This window comes from Streptomyces sp. A18, assembly GCF_059026065.1.
This window is the reverse complement of sequence record NZ_JBWLKL010000012.1, coordinates 199,507-216,819: the sequence shown is the minus strand read 5'-3', so window position 1 is coordinate 216,819 and position 17,313 is coordinate 199,507. Positions and strand designations below refer to the sequence as shown.

15 protein-coding genes and 2 pseudogenes are annotated in these 17,313 nt (G+C 65.8%); 7 read left to right on the top strand and 10 right to left on the bottom strand.

Annotation, left to right across the window (positions count from 1 at the left end):
* Window positions 1-202 precede the first annotated feature (202 nt).
* Together AC5P1C_RS21400 and istB are read left to right on the top strand one after the other, a co-directional pair.
* The gene (locus tag AC5P1C_RS21400) at window positions 203-1,282 is read left to right on the top strand and encodes a Mu transposase domain-containing protein (protein ID WP_493867481.1); all 1,080 of its coding nucleotides are present in this window, start codon (window positions 203-205) and stop codon (window positions 1,280-1,282) included.
* Window positions 1,283-1,350: 68 nt separating this feature from the next.
* A pseudogene (istB, locus tag AC5P1C_RS21395) lies at window positions 1,351-2,189 on the top strand (IS21-like element helper ATPase IstB).
* A gap of 2,185 nt (window positions 2,190-4,374) precedes the next feature.
* Here the strand turns inward: istB and AC5P1C_RS21390 are convergent.
* From AC5P1C_RS21390 to AC5P1C_RS21360, 7 genes are all read right to left on the bottom strand, one after another.
* Window positions 4,375-4,695, bottom strand: coding sequence for a hypothetical protein (locus AC5P1C_RS21390; protein WP_493867480.1), 321 nt, complete (start codon window positions 4,693-4,695; stop codon window positions 4,375-4,377).
* Between the two features lie 65 nt (window positions 4,696-4,760).
* Window positions 4,761-4,973 (bottom strand): hypothetical protein, encoded by a 213-nt coding sequence (locus tag AC5P1C_RS21385; protein ID WP_493867479.1) that lies wholly within the window; start codon window positions 4,971-4,973, stop codon window positions 4,761-4,763.
* Window positions 4,970-6,019, bottom strand: a complete 1,050-nt coding sequence (locus AC5P1C_RS21380) for a major capsid protein (RefSeq protein ID WP_493867478.1) — start codon at window positions 6,017-6,019, stop codon at window positions 4,970-4,972. The genes AC5P1C_RS21385 and AC5P1C_RS21380 overlap by 4 nt, the downstream gene beginning before the upstream one ends.
* A complete protein-coding gene (locus AC5P1C_RS21375) occupies window positions 6,016-6,444 on the bottom strand; it encodes a head decoration protein (RefSeq protein WP_493867477.1) in 429 nt (142 codons plus the stop codon). Before AC5P1C_RS21375 ends, AC5P1C_RS21380 begins: the two co-directional genes overlap by 4 nt.
* Window positions 6,445-6,564: 120 nt before the next feature.
* Window positions 6,565-7,236 carry a hypothetical protein gene (locus AC5P1C_RS21370; protein WP_493867476.1) on the bottom strand — a complete coding sequence of 224 codons (672 nt, stop codon included), beginning with the start codon at window positions 7,234-7,236 and terminating at the stop codon, window positions 6,565-6,567.
* A gap of 203 nt (window positions 7,237-7,439) precedes the next feature.
* Entirely contained in the window at window positions 7,440-7,703 is a 264-nt protein-coding gene (locus tag AC5P1C_RS21365) for a hypothetical protein (protein WP_493867475.1), read from the bottom strand.
* A 398-nt stretch (window positions 7,704-8,101) separates the two neighbouring features.
* A complete protein-coding gene (locus AC5P1C_RS21360) occupies window positions 8,102-8,548 on the bottom strand; it encodes a hypothetical protein (RefSeq protein WP_493867474.1) in 447 nt (148 codons plus the stop codon).
* Between the two features lie 191 nt (window positions 8,549-8,739).
* On the opposite strand from AC5P1C_RS21360, the gene AC5P1C_RS21355 reads away from it, so the two are divergent.
* From AC5P1C_RS21355 to AC5P1C_RS21340, 4 genes and pseudogenes are all read left to right on the top strand, one after another.
* On the top strand, window positions 8,740-9,393 hold the full coding sequence (locus tag AC5P1C_RS21355) for a hypothetical protein (protein ID WP_493867473.1): 654 nt from the start codon (window positions 8,740-8,742) through the stop codon (window positions 9,391-9,393).
* 155 nt (window positions 9,394-9,548) lie between these two features.
* A complete protein-coding gene (locus tag AC5P1C_RS21350; RefSeq protein ID WP_493867472.1) occupies window positions 9,549-11,645 on the top strand; it encodes a hypothetical protein in 2,097 nt (698 codons plus the stop codon).
* A 34-nt stretch (window positions 11,646-11,679) separates the two neighbouring features.
* On the top strand, window positions 11,680-13,443 hold the full coding sequence (locus tag AC5P1C_RS21345; RefSeq protein WP_493867471.1) for a hypothetical protein: 1,764 nt from the start codon (window positions 11,680-11,682) through the stop codon (window positions 13,441-13,443).
* A 107-nt stretch (window positions 13,444-13,550) separates the two neighbouring features.
* A pseudogene (locus tag AC5P1C_RS21340) lies at window positions 13,551-13,721 on the top strand (transposase); the annotation flags it as partial.
* A gap of 99 nt (window positions 13,722-13,820) precedes the next feature.
* Here the strand turns inward: AC5P1C_RS21340 and AC5P1C_RS21335 are convergent.
* Together AC5P1C_RS21335 and AC5P1C_RS21330 are read right to left on the bottom strand one after the other, a co-directional pair.
* A complete protein-coding gene (locus AC5P1C_RS21335) occupies window positions 13,821-14,156 on the bottom strand; it encodes a head decoration protein (protein ID WP_493867470.1) in 336 nt (111 codons plus the stop codon).
* Window positions 14,157-14,278: 122 nt separating this feature from the next.
* A complete protein-coding gene (locus AC5P1C_RS21330) occupies window positions 14,279-15,217 on the bottom strand; it encodes a hypothetical protein (RefSeq protein WP_493867469.1) in 939 nt (312 codons plus the stop codon).
* A gap of 94 nt (window positions 15,218-15,311) precedes the next feature.
* Here AC5P1C_RS21330 and AC5P1C_RS21325 point away from each other — a divergent pair, with 94 nt between their 5' ends.
* A complete protein-coding gene (locus tag AC5P1C_RS21325; protein WP_493867468.1) occupies window positions 15,312-16,235 on the top strand; it encodes a hypothetical protein in 924 nt (307 codons plus the stop codon).
* Window positions 16,236-16,237: 2 nt separating this feature from the next.
* Here the strand turns inward: AC5P1C_RS21325 and AC5P1C_RS21320 are convergent, their stop codons facing one another.
* On the bottom strand, window positions 16,238-17,239 hold the full coding sequence (locus AC5P1C_RS21320; RefSeq protein ID WP_493867467.1) for a DNA methyltransferase: 1,002 nt from the start codon (window positions 17,237-17,239) through the stop codon (window positions 16,238-16,240).
* Between the last annotated feature and the right edge of the window lie 74 nt (window positions 17,240-17,313).

Sequence of the window (17,313 nt, the reverse complement as noted above, 5' to 3'; positions counted from 1 at the left end):
CACGTGAAGGTAGACAGCCCACCACCTCCCCGTCTCCAGAACAACGAGGAGACCTCCCGTAGTTCAGTCAACACGCCTGAGCCGGCGCTATGGATGCAGTTCGACTGGGGGCTGGGGGCCGAAAGTGCCTGGTCCGGGCGGTGGTGAGCCCCGCGAGACGCTGCTGTTCTGTGCGTGGCTGGCGTGGTCGAGGTTCCGGGTGGTGATCCCGACCTGGGACCGCACCCTGCCGACTGTGGTGTCCTGTCTGGACTCCACGTTGCGGGCGATCGGCGGGGTTCCGACCTATGTGCTGACCGACAACGAGAAGACCATGACCATCGACCGGGTCGCGGGCGTCGCGGTCCGCCACCCTCAAGTCGTCGCCGCGGGCAGGCATTACGGTCTGCAAGTCCATACGTGTGTCCCTTTCGACCCGGAGTCGAAGGGTGGGTCTGAAGCGACGGTCCGCATGGCGAAGGCCGATCTGGTGCCCACGGATGCGAACCTGCGCAGTGCGTACGACGGTTTCGCCGAACTCCGGGGCGCCTGCGCGGTCTTCTGCCAGCAGGTCAACAACCGGGTCCACCGCGAGACGGGCAAGATCCCCTCCTCCATGCTCGACATCGAAAGGGCGCGGCTGCATCCGCTGCCCACGGCTCCCCACACCCTCGCGCTAGGCGAATCGAGGCAGGTCCTGCGCGACCAGACGGTCCGTTTCGGCTCCGTGCGCTACTCGACCCCACCCGGCCTGGTCGGCCAGGAAGCCTGGGTCCGCGTGGACGGCGACGAGCTCGTCATCGTCGTCGACCTCTCCCACCTGGTCACCCGGCCCGAGTGGATGCAGGGCCCGGCGGGCCTGACCGAGGTCGCCCGCCATCAACTGTCCCTGCCCGGACGGCCGGTCATCGATCTGGCCCACTATCCCGACCACCCGCAGGACATGGACGGCGGCCCCCGCCAGCCCAGGCCGAAGCCGGCCAACGACGCGGAGAAAGCTTTCCTCGATCTCGGTCCCGGCGCGAAGTCCTGGCTGATCGAGGCCGCCGCGGCCGGCACCACCAGAATGCGGGTGAAGATGGCCGCCGCCGTCGAACTCGCCGCCCTGGTCGGGGCTGGCGAGGTCGACATCGCGCTCGGCCTCGCGGCGACCGCGGGCCGGTTCGCCGAGGACGACCTGATGTCGATCGTCCAGCACCGCCGCCATGGCGCCCGTCCCGCCGACCTGGTCGTCGCCGACGAGGCCCACTCCGTCAAGCCAGGCACCTCGGCCTGGGCCGACTTCGGCCGCAAGGCCACCTGATCTCCCGGTCCCGGGCCGCGAAGCGGCCCGGGACCGGACTCTCTGAACCGCAACCGGAAAGGAAGTTGATGATGACCGCACCCGTGATCGACCCCGCCGAAGTCGTTCCCGCCCCCGCGGCGACCCCGGTTCCCCCGCCGCCTGCGGCCCCGCCGATCCCGCCTGAGCTGGAGGCCGTGCTCAAGCGGATGCGGTTCCCGTACTTGCGCAAGGCCGCCCCCGACGTCCTCGCCACCGCACGCTCCCAGCGATGGGACCCCGCGGAAGTCGTACGGATCCTGCTGGAAGTAGAGATCAAGGGCCGCGACGACGCGACCCGCCGCAACCACCGCAAGCAGGCCCAACTCCCCTCCGGGAAAACCTTCGAGTCCTGGAGGGAGGGGGACTCCTCGATCCCCGCACCGACCCAGCAGGCCCTGATGACGCTGGAATGGATCTCCCGCGCGGAGAATCTTGCGGTCGCCGGCCCCAGCGGTACCGGGAAAAGCCACCTAGCGGAAGCCCTCGCGAACAAGGCGATCGACGAGGGAATGAAGGTCTCCTGGTTCACCCTGGAATCGCTCACCGCCCACCTCGGGCGGGCGACCGTCGACAACACCGTCTCCAAGGCCGTCGCGAAGATCACCCGCTCCGACCTCATCGTCGTCGACGACATCGGCTGCCCTCCGGACAGGCCGCCGCCGAAGCCTTCTACCGCGTGATCGACGCCGCCTATGAACGCCGGTCCATGATCGTGACCAGCAACCTTCATCCATCAGGCTTCGATTCGATCATGCCCAAGACCTTGGCCACCGCCGCCGTCGACCGGCTCCTGCACCACGCGCACATCGTCCTGACCGAAGGGTCCTCACTGCGCCTGACCCAGGCCACCAGCGGCGAAGGGGTCGTCCCGCTGAACCCCGGCTAATCCCGGCCACAGACCACCGGCCATCCGCCCACGCGGAGGAACGATTCCTCTGGCGTCACGTCGCCGGGCATCGGATGCCCGCATCTGGACGCACCACATGCAGTCGTCCGAGTCGTGAACGGGTGTGTCCAGCCAGTACGCGCCCACCAAAGCGGCGGTCGGGACAGGGAGCAGGCCGTGCTCGTCAGGAAGGTTATCCACGCCAACTCAACGGCCTACAACGGCCATCGGTAACGGCGTCAACTCAACACGCACCCCCACCCGAAGGATGAAAAGTCATACCGGACAAGGAGATCAACTGACCGCTCACTCGGACGGCCCGTCCGTGGACAGGCCCCCGGCCCCCTGTCCAGCGTGGTCGGCCCGACCTGCTCCCCGCGCACGAGGGGATGGACCTGGCGACATCCGCCCCAAGATCCTCGGCGTGCTTTGCTCCCTGCCCATGCGGGGATGGACCCTCGTCGCGAGAGCGTACTTGCGCAGGTACACCCTGCTCCCCGCAGCCGCGGGGATGGACCCGTCATGGTCTGCGCCACCGCGCCCCGGATGGTCTGCTCCCCGCACCCGGATGGACCCGAGGCGATGAACGAGACGCTGCGCGTGGGCCACTGCTCCCTGCGCCCGCGGGGATGGACCCGCGAAAGAGCTGGACGGAAGTATCTGGCCGCTCTGCTCCCCGCGCCCGCGGGGGTGGACCCAACTCGGCTGCCGCATTCCGGCGAGCATCGCCTTGCTCCCCGCACCCGCGAGGATGAACCCCAGGAGGACATGGACGACGAGGATTCCAGAACTGCTCCCCGCGCATACGGGGATGGGGCCACGTTCGGCATGAACATGCCGATTCTCGTCACTCGCTCCCCGCGCCCGCAGGAGGTGGTCTGTAACGTCCTCAACGTTCACAATGTTCGGAGCACTGTTCCCTGCGTGTGCAGGGATGATCCCGTCATTTCTGTCGGGAGTAACTGCTCCTCGCGTACGCGGGGCTTGCTTGTTGGGCCGGTCCGTGACCGGCCCAACAGCTCTTTTCAGGCCAGTTCTAGTTTTCGGTCCCCTACAGATATAACGTTCACTAATCTGCTTAGTAAGCGCGAGGCTATGCCGAGGAGCACTAGGTGGGACGCAAACGTCGCCAGACGGATCAACCAGACCTCGTTCTGCGTATCCGTGGCCTGCATCTGACGATCCAGCACTTACCGCGCAGAGGGCGCCGTGCCCTGATCGGCGGCATGGTATTCGCAGTGGTTGTGGCCGTGGCGGTGAGCTCGTTGGGCAGTTGGCTACCGACCCGCTGAAGGATACTCGTTCGAAGCGGCCTGGACGGACACCAGGAGCTGCTTCTCCCCGCGCCCGCGGGGATGGGCCCAAGTCAAATTTCGACGTGACCGGCACCGCCAACTGCTCCCCGCGCGCATGGGGATGGACCTCACGGGTCGAAGGCTGTCAGCTGGAAGCCGTACTGCTCCCCATTCATGCGGGGATGGACCCCTCTTCAGTGCTTCGTCAATCCGCTCCTTGGTCTGTTCCCCGTGCACACGGGGATGAGTCCACCATTCAGTCCGTGGTCCCGGCTGGGGCTGTCTGCTCGCTGCGCTCGCGGGGACGTTCCCACGGTCCCGTCGAGGTTGAAGAGGATGCCGGGCTGCTCCCCGCACCCGCGGGAATGTTCCCGCCGGACTCGGGGCGAAGCGGCTCCACGAGTGGTTGCTCCCGCGTACGCGGGGATGGACCCGACACCGGCAAACCGTTCCGAGATCGAGTACTGCTCCCCGCGCACGCGAGGATGTTCCCGTGCGCCGCCGTCAGGAGCTCGCGGACGCTGACTGCTCTCCGCACCCGCGGGGATGTTCCCGTGGCACAGGAGAGCAGACGTTCGGGCATGGCCTGTTCCTCCGCACCTGCGGGGATGTTCCCATCACGTACCACGTCGCCGACATGACCGGGGCCTGCTCCCCGCGCCACGCCACGGGGATGTTCCCGACGGCGGCATGATGCGCGAGTCACGGGCCATCTGCTCCCCGCACCCGCGAGGATGGCCCCCTCGCGGCGCTGTCCATCGTCCCCGTCCCCGCCTGCTCCCCGTACCTGCGGGGATGGCCCCTCGATCCGCAAGTCTCTGGACGAGGCACTCAACTGCTCCCTGCATCCACAGGGATGAACCCGAGCGCACACGGGGATGGAGAAGCCGTCATCGCCTGGGCCGCGCAAAAAGGTGCACAGTGATTAGACGGTCGTGGCGTGTGGCAGGCGGTTCATCGGGGGCGGTTTCATCGATCATCTGCGCTGCACGACGTTCGAGCGCAGTGACGTTGGCCGAGTTGTCGATGGTGGCGACACCGTTGATGGTGACCTTCAGCGGTTCGCCGAGGAGTGCGGCGTGCCGTTCGTGGAGTACTTCGAGTGCGACGGCCTTGGCGGATCGTAGGCGCTCGTAGCGGGCGGCTAGGTCGCTGGGGTCGGTATCGGGGCCGAGCTGAGCTTGGAGCCAGCGCAGTAGATTGCTGTTCACGCAAGTCCTCGAATGGGGCGGCGGGGAGGCGAGGTTTCGACTGCTCCCCGCCGCGCGGGTCGGCCCTAGGCGGGCTTCGCCCTCCGGGCGTACACACTGGCCGTTCCTTGCGCAGGCGGCTGACCGCCCTTCCAGCAACGCGAATTCGTGATCTGCTCGGCGACCGCCGGATCGGTGACCTCCTCACCGGCGAAGAGCACCATGGGCGTGCGCTCTGTCGGGTGGAGAACATGGACGGCAGCTGCGAGGACGCCGAGCGACTTCACCGTGGAGCTCACAGGACGGTCGCAGTGATGTGGCAATCCGGCGAGTACAGGACAGGCATCGCGGCCGCGGCTCCCTTGGTCCAGATCTGAACCGGGTCGTCCTGGACGTCACGGGTGATGACGATGCCCGGGGCGTCTTCGCGCTCGATCTGCGGGTTCGTGCCGCGGGACAGAGCGAGGGACTCGGTGGTGGTGCCGTACTGGGTCTGGCCCCACTTGGCTCGATCCGGCGGCAGCATGATCCATCGGTCATCCGGGAGTACCCGCTTCGACACGTCGTCCTGCCACACCTGCGCCTTGTAGAACGTGACAGGCGGCAGAGCGTACGTGCCCCGCACCGAGTTGATCTGCTGCGGGTTCAGTGTCGCGGTCGGAGTTTGACCACCGGCCGGAGTGCCGTAGTACGCCGCCCGGTAGGACTGATTGCTGGCCAGATGCGACCATGCCTTGCGGGAAGTGACGACCATCTCCGGTGCTGGGGCGCCGATGGAGTCGAGATAGTCGATCCACCGCAGCTCGTCTGCGATCGGATCGGCATCCGGCGCGGACCACGGCTTCGCCGCGATCGGCATGTTGGCCTGCGGCACGCCGTAGTCGACCTCGACGGTCAGGCCGTTCTCGCCGGCCAGGCTGAACTTGCCGTCCAGCAGCACATCACCAGCGGCGAGTTCGAGACGGGAGCGGATGGCTTCGACGTGGCGTTCCACGTCGTCGTATAGCAGCTCCACCAGGTGGTCCTCGTCCGCGCCGCGGGAAGCGTCGAGAAGTAGCTGCTCCATCTCTCCGACCAGGAGCTTCTGGCCCAGCGCCGGCAGAGTGCCCTCGGTCTGGGTGGACTCGGCCTGCCGCTTCGCGAACGGCACCGATGCGTCGTAGGCACGGTAGGAGGCGGTGTTGACGCGCCGCTTGGACTGCCGGACACGCCACTTCACATCCTTCACCTGAGTCTCGGCGAAGACATTCCGGGTGAGGAAGAAGTCGGACGGGTTGGGGATGGACCGGGCGTAGACCGTCAGGTCCGCGACCGAGACGCCTTTGAGGAGGTCTGCGACGCTCATGCGCTCACCGCCCCGATGAAGCGGATCTGTGCGGCCGCCGGGCTATAGGCGATCTTCGTGGTATCGATGCCGCCGGGGATCTTCGCGGGCTTCACCGTGCCGTGCCAGAACAGCGCCGCGGGGACCTTGGTCGTGCCAGGCGTGAACGGGGCCTCGGCGTACACCAGGCCGGCCAGCGTCTCGCGGCCGTCCTTAGCTGCCGGGTCGTACGGGCCGTACAGGTCCGAGGCGCTGAGGCGGCCGACTGGAACACCGGAGCGCACGTAGCCGTGCGGCTGGGCAGCGGTCGGCTCGACGTAGTGAACGTTCTTGGTGAGCTTGGTCAGGTCGAGGGTGATGGTCTCCGTGGAATCAGTGCCGTGCCGGGAGGCGAGCCAGTCCCGGTCACGGGTCATCGTCACGGAGGTGGTGTACGGCTGGATCAACGCCGCTTCTCCTGGGGATGCTGGGTACGGTCACGCACTCACCCGGTGGTGGCACGGTCCACGCAGACAAGAAAGCGGGGCGTGGTCCCCAATGCGGCCCAGGCTGTGGGCAGTCAGTGCCTACTCGGGGGTGGGAAGGATGCCTCGTCGGCGGGCCATCTCCAGCCCAGCCGAACCGGGCTTGTTGTCCACGCCTCCCGGCCTCGACGGGGGAACGGAGGCCGGGGCGCCGCCAGGTGCGGCAGGGAACTGCTGGGACGCTGCGCGGACGGTGGCGAACAGCTCGGGACGACGTGCCTTCAGCTCCAGAACGGCGTTGGCCAGCGCCTCGCCGTCGGCGTCGTCTGGGACGCGCAGGAGGGCCGCAGCATCGTCCAAGTCATGACCCGTCGCTCCCACACCGGAAAGCACGGCCCGCCGGGCAGCATCACGCTCGCGGGCGAGGGCCGAAGCCTCACGAGCTGCCGCTGCCTTCTCGCGCTCGGCGAGAGCCTGCTCACGGCGCTCTGCCTGGGACAGCTGTTCCTGCTCAGCCTGTCGTACCCCGGCGATGTGCTCCTCCAACGCCCCGGCATTCGCGAAGCCGAGCTTCTCAACGAGGGAACGGAGCGCGGCCCGGCCGCCCTGGTCCTTCTCCCGGGCCATCAGCGTGTTCAGCTGCTTCTGGCTAATGCTGACCATGACTTCGTCGTTCGACGGATCATCCGGAGAGGCCCCGAGCACAGGGTAGATCGGACGGCCATCACGGCGGTGGCCGAGCAGGGTACGCGGGGTGGGCAGACTGCGGGTCATCAAGTGGTGCTACTCCCACGACGGCCCCGCGCCACAGCCGAGTCTACGGAAGCCAAGATCAGACCAGCCGGACCGGACACCTGCCGTGCAGACGGGCTGTGCCTATGGACGTCCTAGGCCCTGCCGGTGGGGCACCGGCTGGTGCGCGCCGTCTCGTCTCTGGCAGGGGGGTACTTCAGGTCGTCCTTTGCCAGCTCCGATCCTCACGTGAGCCACGGTGCGTCCATCAGCCATGCATGAACCTGCAGGTAGGCTGCGCTCTGAGCAAGACCACAGCGGTGGCACAGCGGGCGCTCGGTTGCGAGCATCGGCGTTGTCCCACGGCCGGCCGAGGAGCGGGTGACGACCTGGTCGATCTCCTCTGCCAGGTCCCGCTCTGTGACGGCAAGGCCGGATGCCTGGTGGTCGCGGATGGTCCGCGGCAAGGCCCCCACACGGGTCGTCGTCCAATACGACGACAGCTTCATCGGGGCGCCTCTCAGCATTCACGATGGCGCGGGTAACCCGGAGGGCTTCAGACAAGAAATCCCGTGCATCTTGGGAATTTCTGCACTCTCGAAGACCATCAGCATCCGACGCCGCGCCGAGGGACTGCAGAACAGCGAGACCCGCTCCTCCTCTCAGCAGGAATGACCTACTCCGCGACGCCGATGGCCCGCAGGCACCTACGGGCCGCGTCCGCGACGTCACCTCCCCTACAATCCCAATCGGGCCGGATCTCCTAGCCCCTCGGCACGGGCATGTGGACAATGAAGAAGACCCCGCCATCGATCTGGCCGCCTGGATGCTTGGCCCGTTGACCATGCCAGAGAGCACGTTGTCGACCACACGCGGATCATGGATCTCCCGACGTCACCATGCCTCATCACCGGTCTTCGCCTTGTCCCGGATTCACGTTCGGCGTACTGCCGAAGGTCAGCCCGGAGAAGCTCCCGCCTTGGACAACCGGTCCGTTCTGTATGCCGCCACTAATGGAGTTGTGCACTTTGACGGTCGGGGTGGTGCGAGGCGCGTGTTCGTCGAGGATCCGGCGTAGCTCCAGCGCGGCACCGGGATCGTTATACAGCAGTGTGCGCAATCGCTCGCGCCAGTGTTCTTCAACGTCCGCGGTGGCGCCCTCGTCGGCTCCATCGTGGGCGGCGATCAACTCGGCTCGGGAGCGATCAAGTTGTGCCTCCATCTCCTGCGCCTCGGCACCGCGGGAGAAGAACCGGGAGAGCCGGCCTCGCGCCTGTGACCAGACATCCGAGACCATGAGCGTCACCATCGTTGTGGCGCCCGAGGCTGCCAAAGCCGCCAACTCAGGTTCCATCGATCCCCCTTGTTCCTCCACCACCCGGCGAATCCAGGCAGAGCACGAACGTAACCGTAGGGAGCGGATCGCAAGTACGCCAGTGAGTCTACTCGGCGCCCCGACGGACTCCGCGCGCCGGGAGACTCCCGCGCAAGAGCACTGGCAAGCCAACCAGCAAAAAACTGCGGGGTCCAACATACTTCAGCGATATGGATGAACAGACCTACATCAGCAATGGGTTGAGTGACAGCGCGGCTGAAGGACCTGTGCTTCAAGCCGGAACGGTCACCGGGGCCGTATCCCTCCACTCTGCGAAGCAGGTGATTCACCAAGGTCGTTCCCTGGCCATCGCAACGAACCTGTTCCGGTTCTCGGTTTCTCTCCTGGGCTGCACCGCCGTGTACGGCGCGGCGGAGCACATGCGTCCGCTCACCGCAGCAGCTTCCCTCGGCGACTTCCTCGCCCTGCCCACGGGCTGGACTACCGTCACCGCTCACTGGTTTGCCGACCGCGCCGAAGCACTGAGCATGCTGGGGGTCACGCTTACTACGCTCGGAATCCTGGCCATGCCCCACCCTCGGAACCTCGGCGGAGAACTCGGAAACATCGTGAAGTGGCGTGGCCCCTTCACTACGGTCCTCGGCCTCACGTTGGCCCTGCAGTGCGGAGCATCACTGAAGGATCTGATCGCTGCCGGAATATTCCTAGCCTTCGGGCTATGGACGGTTGGCCGCGGCCCAAGGCCCGAGAGCAGAAGCCAACGTGCAGGCATTGCCCTGGTCGGTATCGCGCTTGCCGCGCTCTACTTGCCGCTCTTGGCCTGTGCCTGGTTGTTCGCCAGGGACACCGAGCGCAGAGCGTGACTCCGCCAAAACCGCACACGTACTGGGCACGTCGAACCGGCTTCGGCTGCCTCGGCGCGATCTCCACCGATCCAGCCCTGGTTTGAGATAGCAACCGCGGTCGACGCCCCACGTATTACTCTGAGCTATCGAGTGGTGGCGATCGGAGGGTCCAGGTGAGTGAGCGCACCGTCGGCACGGACGCGGCAACGCACAATTCCGTGTCGGGCAACGCCGTGATTGCCGGTCCACTGGTCATGGCAGGCCGCGTCGAGTCTCTTGTGCTGCCGCCCTCAGGACCCACCATGGTCCCTCACCAAATCCCTTCGCCACAGCGCCTCTTCGTCAACCGAACCGACGAACTGGCACGTCTAAGGTCGCTGGCGACGACGCACGGTGCGGAACGCTCTCCCGGCCTGGTACTCATCACCGGACTCGGCGGTGTCGGCAAGACGCAGCTGGTCTCGCAGTGGGTCGATGACGCTGTTGACCGTCTGTACCCCGGCGGCCAGCTCTACGTAGACCTGGAAGCACTCCGCCGGGACGGAGCAGTCGACATGGCTGCGGTCCTGGACGCCTTCTTGCGGTCCCTCGGTGTCCACAAGGACTTCATCCCGGCGGGTCTGCAGCAGCGTTCTGCTCTGTTCCGCAGCATCACTGCCGTGCGGAAGGTCGTCGTGGTCGCGGACAGCGTTCGTCAAGCCCCGGAAGCACGTTGCCTGCTGCCGGCCCAAGGCCTGCTGGTAGCCACCAGCCGCACCGACCTGCCATCGCTGACTATCGACGGCGCCGTGCGGATCAAGGTCGACCCTCTCGACCAACGCACCGGCGTCCAGTTGGTATGTAGCTGGGAACCTGCTGCGGGCAAGGACACTGCAGCCGAGCTAGTCAGGCTATGCGGCGGTCTTCCGCTCGCGCTGCGCACAGCGGGCGAATGGCTGGCAAGCCGACCGCACCTCGGCCTGGATCAGGTCGTACGCATACTCGCCGCCAACGAACCACTGCACCCAGCGGAAGGTTCTCCCTCCGTGAACACCATCCTCGACACCGCGTACGAGAACTTCCCCGCTCACACCAAGGAGTTGTACTCCCTGCTCGGCTGCCTGCCCGGAGCCTCCGCCACCCAGGGCGTCGCGGCAGCAGCGGGTGTTGTCCGGTTCGACGACGCTCTGGGTGACCTGTTCACGGCTTATCTCACGGTCCCGGTCCAGTCGCCGGACCGGACGCGTCGTTTCCGCCTGCACGACGCCGTACGAGGACATGCCCGCGGGGTCGCCCAAGCACTGCCGGAAGACGTCCGCGTCCGCTACCGACGGGCAGTGGTCGACTACTACGTAGCCGCCGCGGCGCACGCGGATGTGCTGGTGCTCGGAGCCTCACGCATGCGGCTGCAGGGGCCTCCCGGTGGCTCGATCGAGGAGCTCTCGCCCCCAGAGGTGCCCTTCACCGACGGCCCCGAAGCACTGGAGTGGCTGGATGCCGAGCAAGCCAATCTGCTGTCCGTGCTGCGGCTGGCGGCAGAGCATCAGTGGTACGGCACGGTGTGGCGACTGTGCGAGTCCTTGTGGGCTCTCTACCACAGCCGCACGCTCCACGCCGACTCCATCGAAGCACATCGCCTGGGGATCGAAGCCGCCCAGTGGGAGGGGCGCAGAGATGCAGAGCTGCGCATGCGCAACCAACTGGCCCGAACACACTACGCATTGGGCGACCATGACCAGGCAGAACAGGAACTCGCAGCGGCTGAGGCGCTGTTCGGCCTGGTCGACGACCCGCGCCTAAGCGGTGTTGTTCGGGAGTCGCAGGGACTCATCGCGCTGGCCACTGGCCACCATGACAAGGCTCTGGGCCTGTTCTCTCAGGCATACGACGCCAACGCCCAGGTAGGGGATCAGCACGGCGCCGTCGTGCAGGGCTACAACATCGGGCAGGCCCTCACGGCTCTCGGCCACTGGGAACGAGCCCTCGACACACTCACAGAAGCCTTAGCTGCAGCCCAGGCGACACACGACGACGCCATGTGCCCACGTATCGGCATCGTTCAAGCCCGCGCGCTGCAAGGCCTCGGCAGGCTGGAGGAAGCCCTCGATACCGCAGCCGTCGCAGCCGAACGTGCGTCGGCGCTCAAGCTGTACGTCAAACTCGACCAGGCGCTGGCCCTGTTGGCCGACCTCAGCGAGCAAGCGGACGACCCGGGGTTGCGTGCTGCTTGTCGACGCCGTCTTCGTGAGCTGCACACGACGACCACGGGCGTGCTGCCTCGAAGCACGTGACGGTGCCGCTCCGCTCGCCGGACTCACATCGGCGATGGCGCCAAATGTGCTAGTTCAGCCCTGTCCAGTACCAACCAGCCCGTCGGCTGCCCACTCGGAGAGACCTTTGCCGATCCTGCGCAACCGCCGCACCTCGCGCGGCCTGCCCCGTTGGGACACCTACGCCCCTGAGAAGGCGAAAGTCCTGGGGGTGGCGCGCACTCTCACCTCCGCCACCAGGGTGCTCGACATCATGCGCCTGCTCCGCAGTGAGGACGGCATCGCCAAATTCTGTGCCGTTTGCCCCGGTTCGGCGTTCAGTGACGGACTCGCCGACTATCTCGACGAGTCCGAGGTCGAGTTGATCAGTTGGAAGGAGGCCAAGCGCCTCTCCTTTCAACTCGTGGTGACCTGCTCGGTCCACCCGACGATGCGGCAGATCGACGCCCCGCTGATGGTGCTGCCCCACGGCGCGGGCTACAACCGGCTGGTCACCGAGTCCACCGGCGACCGGACGTCACCCACCGGGCTCTCCCGCAGGGAGCTCGTCCATCGAGGCAAGGTGCTTCCGGCCGTCATCGGCCTGTCCCACATCGAGCAGCTCACCCGGTTGGCACAGACCTGCCCCGAAGCTGTCCCCCGCGCCCACGTCGTCGGCGACTGGTGCTTTCAGCGAACGTTGGAAAGCATGGATCAGCGTGACCACTACCGGGCTCGCCTCGGCGCCACCGACGGCCGGCGACTGGTCGTCATTCACTCCACCTGGAGCGAGCACTCGCTCCTCGGCCGCCACCCCGACCTTCCCCTCGATCTCGTCACGGCCCTGCCCGTCGACGAGTTCGCTGTCGCCGCGGTCCTACACCCCAATGTGTGGGCACGGCACCCGGTTTCCGAGCGGCTCGCCACAGCAATGGACGCCGGTTTGATGGTGATACCGCCGGAGGAAGGGTGGCGAGCCGCAATCGTGGCCAGCGACTGGGTCATCGGCGACCATGGAAGCACGTCGTTCTATTCGGCGGCCGCCGACCGCCTCGTCCTTCTCGCCGCCACCGGCCTCGCTGAACTCGACCCGGCCTCACCTACCGCCGCCTTCGCCCGCACGGCACCCCGCATCGACCCTGACAGTGATCTTCACGAGCAGCTACTCAACGCAGAACTCGTGCACGACCCAGGCCTGTTGAGACCGATCCTCGACGGGCAGCTCGCAGAGATCGGCAAGTCCGGCGAGCTGACCCAGACCCGCATGTACAGCTTCCTCGCCAAGCACGGTGTCCGCCCGCCCGATGCCCCGCCGGGGCCGGATCCTGTTCCCGTACCCGCGCCGGTCCGCATGTCACGCCCGTCGACCTACGACGTCACGGGAGCTGTCCAGGCGGATGGCTCTGTCTCGCTACGCCGCTGGCCGGTCGTCTCTTCACTACCCGAGGAAGCAAGAGGCTTTTACGCCGTCACGGACAAGGAGCGCCACGTCCTGTGGGCGCAGGCAGCGGAGGTGTTTGCGCGTACAGTCGCTCATGCCGAGGTGCCCGCGGTCGATTGGTGTCACCGTAAGGCCCGGGATTTGCTCGGTGTGAACGTCCTTGTGGCCCGGCTCGACGACGCGAGCTGTCTCATCCGTCTGGGGGCCGGCGGTCTGCTCCTGGAGGCCCACGCGGAACGCCCATGGGGCTCACCGCAGCCATCTCTGGACCCCGTCCTGCTCGGTAGCGCCGCCAACCTCTGGCTCACGAGCGGCAGGAGCAGCGACACCCTGGTGAACGGTCTGCGCATACGCACGGGGCATCGCGAGATCCGTGTGACCTTCATCCCACGCCCGTAGACCTGCCCCCTCCGGCCCGGCATGAACAATGGTGGCGCTTGAAAGCAACCAATATCGGTTTCAATTGGTTTGAGTAGTTCGCTGTAACCGAGCGACGATGGTCGTGCGTGTCTCGTGAGTGTCGAAGCCCTTACCGCAGTGATGTCTGTGATGCCCGCTGGGCGTTAGTCGAGCCTGTGTTCACGGCCCGGCGGGCCGACCCAGGAACCGCGGCACGAGTACACGACCTGCGGGAGATCGTGAACGCCATCCTCTACGTCAATCGGACGGGCATCCCGTAGGAGTACCTCCGCACGCCCCGAGGAAGCGGATCTGCGCCCCGGCCGGGCTATGGGTGATCTTGGTTGGCTCGATGCCTCCGGGGATCTTCGCCGTGGTCACGGTGCCGTGCCAGAACAGCGCGGCGGGCACCTTCGTGGCACCGGGGGTGAACGACGCCTCGGCATAGACGAGGCCGGCAGGATCTCGCGGCCGTCCTCGGCAGCAGGGTCGTAGGCGCCGTACAGGCCGGAGGCGGTCATGCGGCCGACAGGGACTCCGGAGCGGACGAAACCGTGGGGCTGCGCTGCGGTCGGCTCGACGTAGTGGACGTTCTTGGTGAGCGTGGTCAGGTCGAGGGTGATGGTCTCGGTGGAGTCGGTGCCGTGGCGGGAGGCGAGCCAGTCCCGGTCGGCGGTGACCGTCACGGTGGTGGTGTACGGCTGGATACTCAAGCCGCTTTCTCCTGGTGGTGCGGGCGCGGTCGCGCACTCACCGGGGCGGTGGAGCGGTCCACGGGGGAGAAGGGGCGTGGTCCCCAGGCGGGCAGCCGCCCGCAGGGGGTGGCTGCCGCGGTCTAGTTGGGTTCGGGCAGGAGGCCGCGGCGGCGGGCCATCTCCAGTCCGGCGGCGCCGGACTGCCGTTCTGCGCTGCCGGGCCGCGGCGGGGGCACCGATGCGGGGGCTCCACCGGGAGCGGGCGGAACCTGCTGGGCAGAGGTGTTGAACAGTTCGGGGCGGCGCCCGCTCAGCTCCTGCACCGCCTCCTCCAGGAGGGTGGCGTCGGCGTCGTCGGGGACACGGAGCAGCGCAACGGCGTCGTCGAGGTCGCGGTTGGTCACCCCTGCCGTGACCAGCACGGAACGGTGGAGTGCGTCTCGCTCTCTGGCGAGCGCGGACGGCTCCCGGGCGATCGCTGCCTTCTCCGGCTCGGTGACGACTTGTTCACGGCGTTCGGCCTCGGTCAGCTGATCCTGCTCAGCCTGCCGCACGCCCGTGAGGTGCTCTTCAAGGGCGGCCGCGCTGGCGAAGCCGAGCTTCTCGACCAGGGAGCGGACCGCTGCACGGCCGCCTTGGTCCTTCTCTCGGGCCATCATCGTGTTCAGCTGCTTCTGGCTGACGCTGACCGTGACTTCGCCGGCGACTGCATGTTCATCACGCATATCGATGGCGTTCCGGGCGGCGAAGGCACCTACGTCAGACAGTGGGGCGGTGGGACCAAGACCGAGCTGGGCGAGGACGAGCTGCGTATGTCGGTTGAGGAGCAGCGGCAGCGGTTCAAGCCGATGAAGAAGACGGACGGGATCTGTGCCGGGCTTGGCCTCGTGGATGTGTCGTCGGTCGTTGATCCGGGTGACTTCTTCGCGTGCGTATTCGAAGGGGCATCCGGAGTCTTGCAGCATGCGGATGCCGGTCTCCGGAGACAGCACTCCGGTACTGACACAGCGGATCACCTCGTGCAGGATCGAGGTGCGCTCGGGCGGGGTGTGAGGCGCGAACACGATCCGCGTCGACATGGGCGCCCCCCCAGCCTTCGGCGGCGGAGCAGACTGCTGGATTTTCTAGATCAACTCAGGTGGTGTAGCAGCCCACGGCGGCTATCATGCCCAGATGGCGCAGGGTAGCAGCAGAAACGGACGCGGGACTGTTTTCCCGATCGTTGAGGCATTTGGGCACGCCTACGACAGTGACTCCCCAAGTGCAGCGAAGGCCCGGAATGAGAAGGCTTGCCCCTTTGCTGGCGGCTTGTGCGAAAAGCATCGGCAGTACGGGTACGGGTACTGCTCGGTGACCTATTCTGCGGACTGGAATAACGGTAAACAAGCCACTTACGCGGTCTGCGATCACCGGCTTGATGGCTCTCCCGTCGAATGGGCAGTGGGAGATTACTTTCCGGACCAGCAGGCAACTCTGGTCCCCGAGGTTCAAGCCACGAGCAAGCCAGCGAAGCTCAACCTCGATTATGTCGCATTCTGTGACGACTCTGCCTACACAGACGGCACGCGAATCATCGCGATCGAAACTCAGGCGATTGACCTTCGAGGTGGCGGAGTAGGGCCCGCCTGGAAGGCATGGGAGGAAGGGGACGTGGCTAACTGGCGGCAATATTTCACGGAGGAGGCAAACCTTAAGGGTCGTCGCGATACCGTGGATTATGGCGTGAATACGAGTAACGTCAGTAAGCGTCTAGGGACGCAGGTAGCCACGAAAGGGGAGTATCTAAAGAACATAGATGTTCCCCTCTATGTCATCATGCAGCAGAGTGTATTGAAGCAACTTCGAGCCCGGATTGATTTCGCTCTAATTGGGGATGGAGAGCCGTGGGATATAACCTTCGCCGGGTTTGACTACGGTGGGCAGCCCGATTCCGAGGGAATGTTCCCGCTCGAACTGGTAGAGGTTGCACGCACCACGCTGGCCCACTATCTGCAGGCCATGACCTCAAGTACTGAGGGCACCGCCAGCCGCTCCGACTTTGTAGAGAAAGCACGGAAGAAGGCTAAGACGGCGCCCAGTCAGAACGGTCTTTTCTAGCCTTAGAACAATTGAGATTGCGGCTCGTCTGCCTTCTGTTCCGGCAGGTCTGCTTCGTCTTCCACGTCAGAGGCGAACGTCAAATCCGTAGCGTTAGAGCGGGCAGATTTCGAGAACTGTGAGGTGATTTCGAAGCCCAGCGCGCGGCGCCCGTTCTTGACTGCTACTGCCAGCGACCTGCCGGTCCCGCAGAATGGATCCAGCACAAGGCCGTTCGGTGGGCACGAACTGAGGATTCGCGGCTCAATCAGGTTCGTGGGGAAGGTCGCCGAGTGACCGTCTGACCCTGGTGCTGCGTTAACCCGAACGACGTCACGTGCGCCGTCTTCCACGGCAGACATGTCGTAGTAGTACTTCGCGCGCCCTTCCTTTGGGCGCTTCACGAAGTGGAAGAAGTGCTCGTGAGCGAGCCGTAGTCTATCCTTCTCCGGGCGCGGCGGGACATTGCGCTTCTCCCAGATGACATCATTGCGAAGAATCCATCGCTTGTCTTGCATGGCGATCGCGAAACGAGCAGGAATCAGCAGCATCTGCTTCTCCTGGCGAAACCCGCCCATTGGGGTCTTCCGGCGCATCCGCGGATTATCGCCGAGCCCTTGGCGGCCATCCATACGGATGCTTGACCAGCGAGCAAAGTAGGTGTCGCCAATGTTGATCCAGATGCTACCGCCCGGCTTGAGTGCCTTTGCGCCTCGCTGGAAAATCTCGACGAGGTTGCTCACGTACCACTCGGGCAGAGGTTCCAATCCGAGGCATCCACCGTGCAGCCGGTACCAGTCATACGACGGTGCCTGCTCCTTGCTGCCGCCCTCTGCCTCCCATTCCTTGAGGATGTCCTCGTTATGGTCAAGGCCGTAGGTGCGCAGGCCCCAGTACGGGGGTGATGTGATGATTAGGTCGACAGATTCTGCCGGAACCTTGTCCATGAGGTCATAGGCATCTCCCTCATGAACTTCGGCCGTCCTCTCTTGTGCGGGAGGAGTGATTCCGTCAATTTCTGTCATTTCAACCCCGGCAGCTTTGCAAGTAAGTGAATCGAGTAAGAGTGTATCCCATCCGCCTGGAAAAATTCCACTTT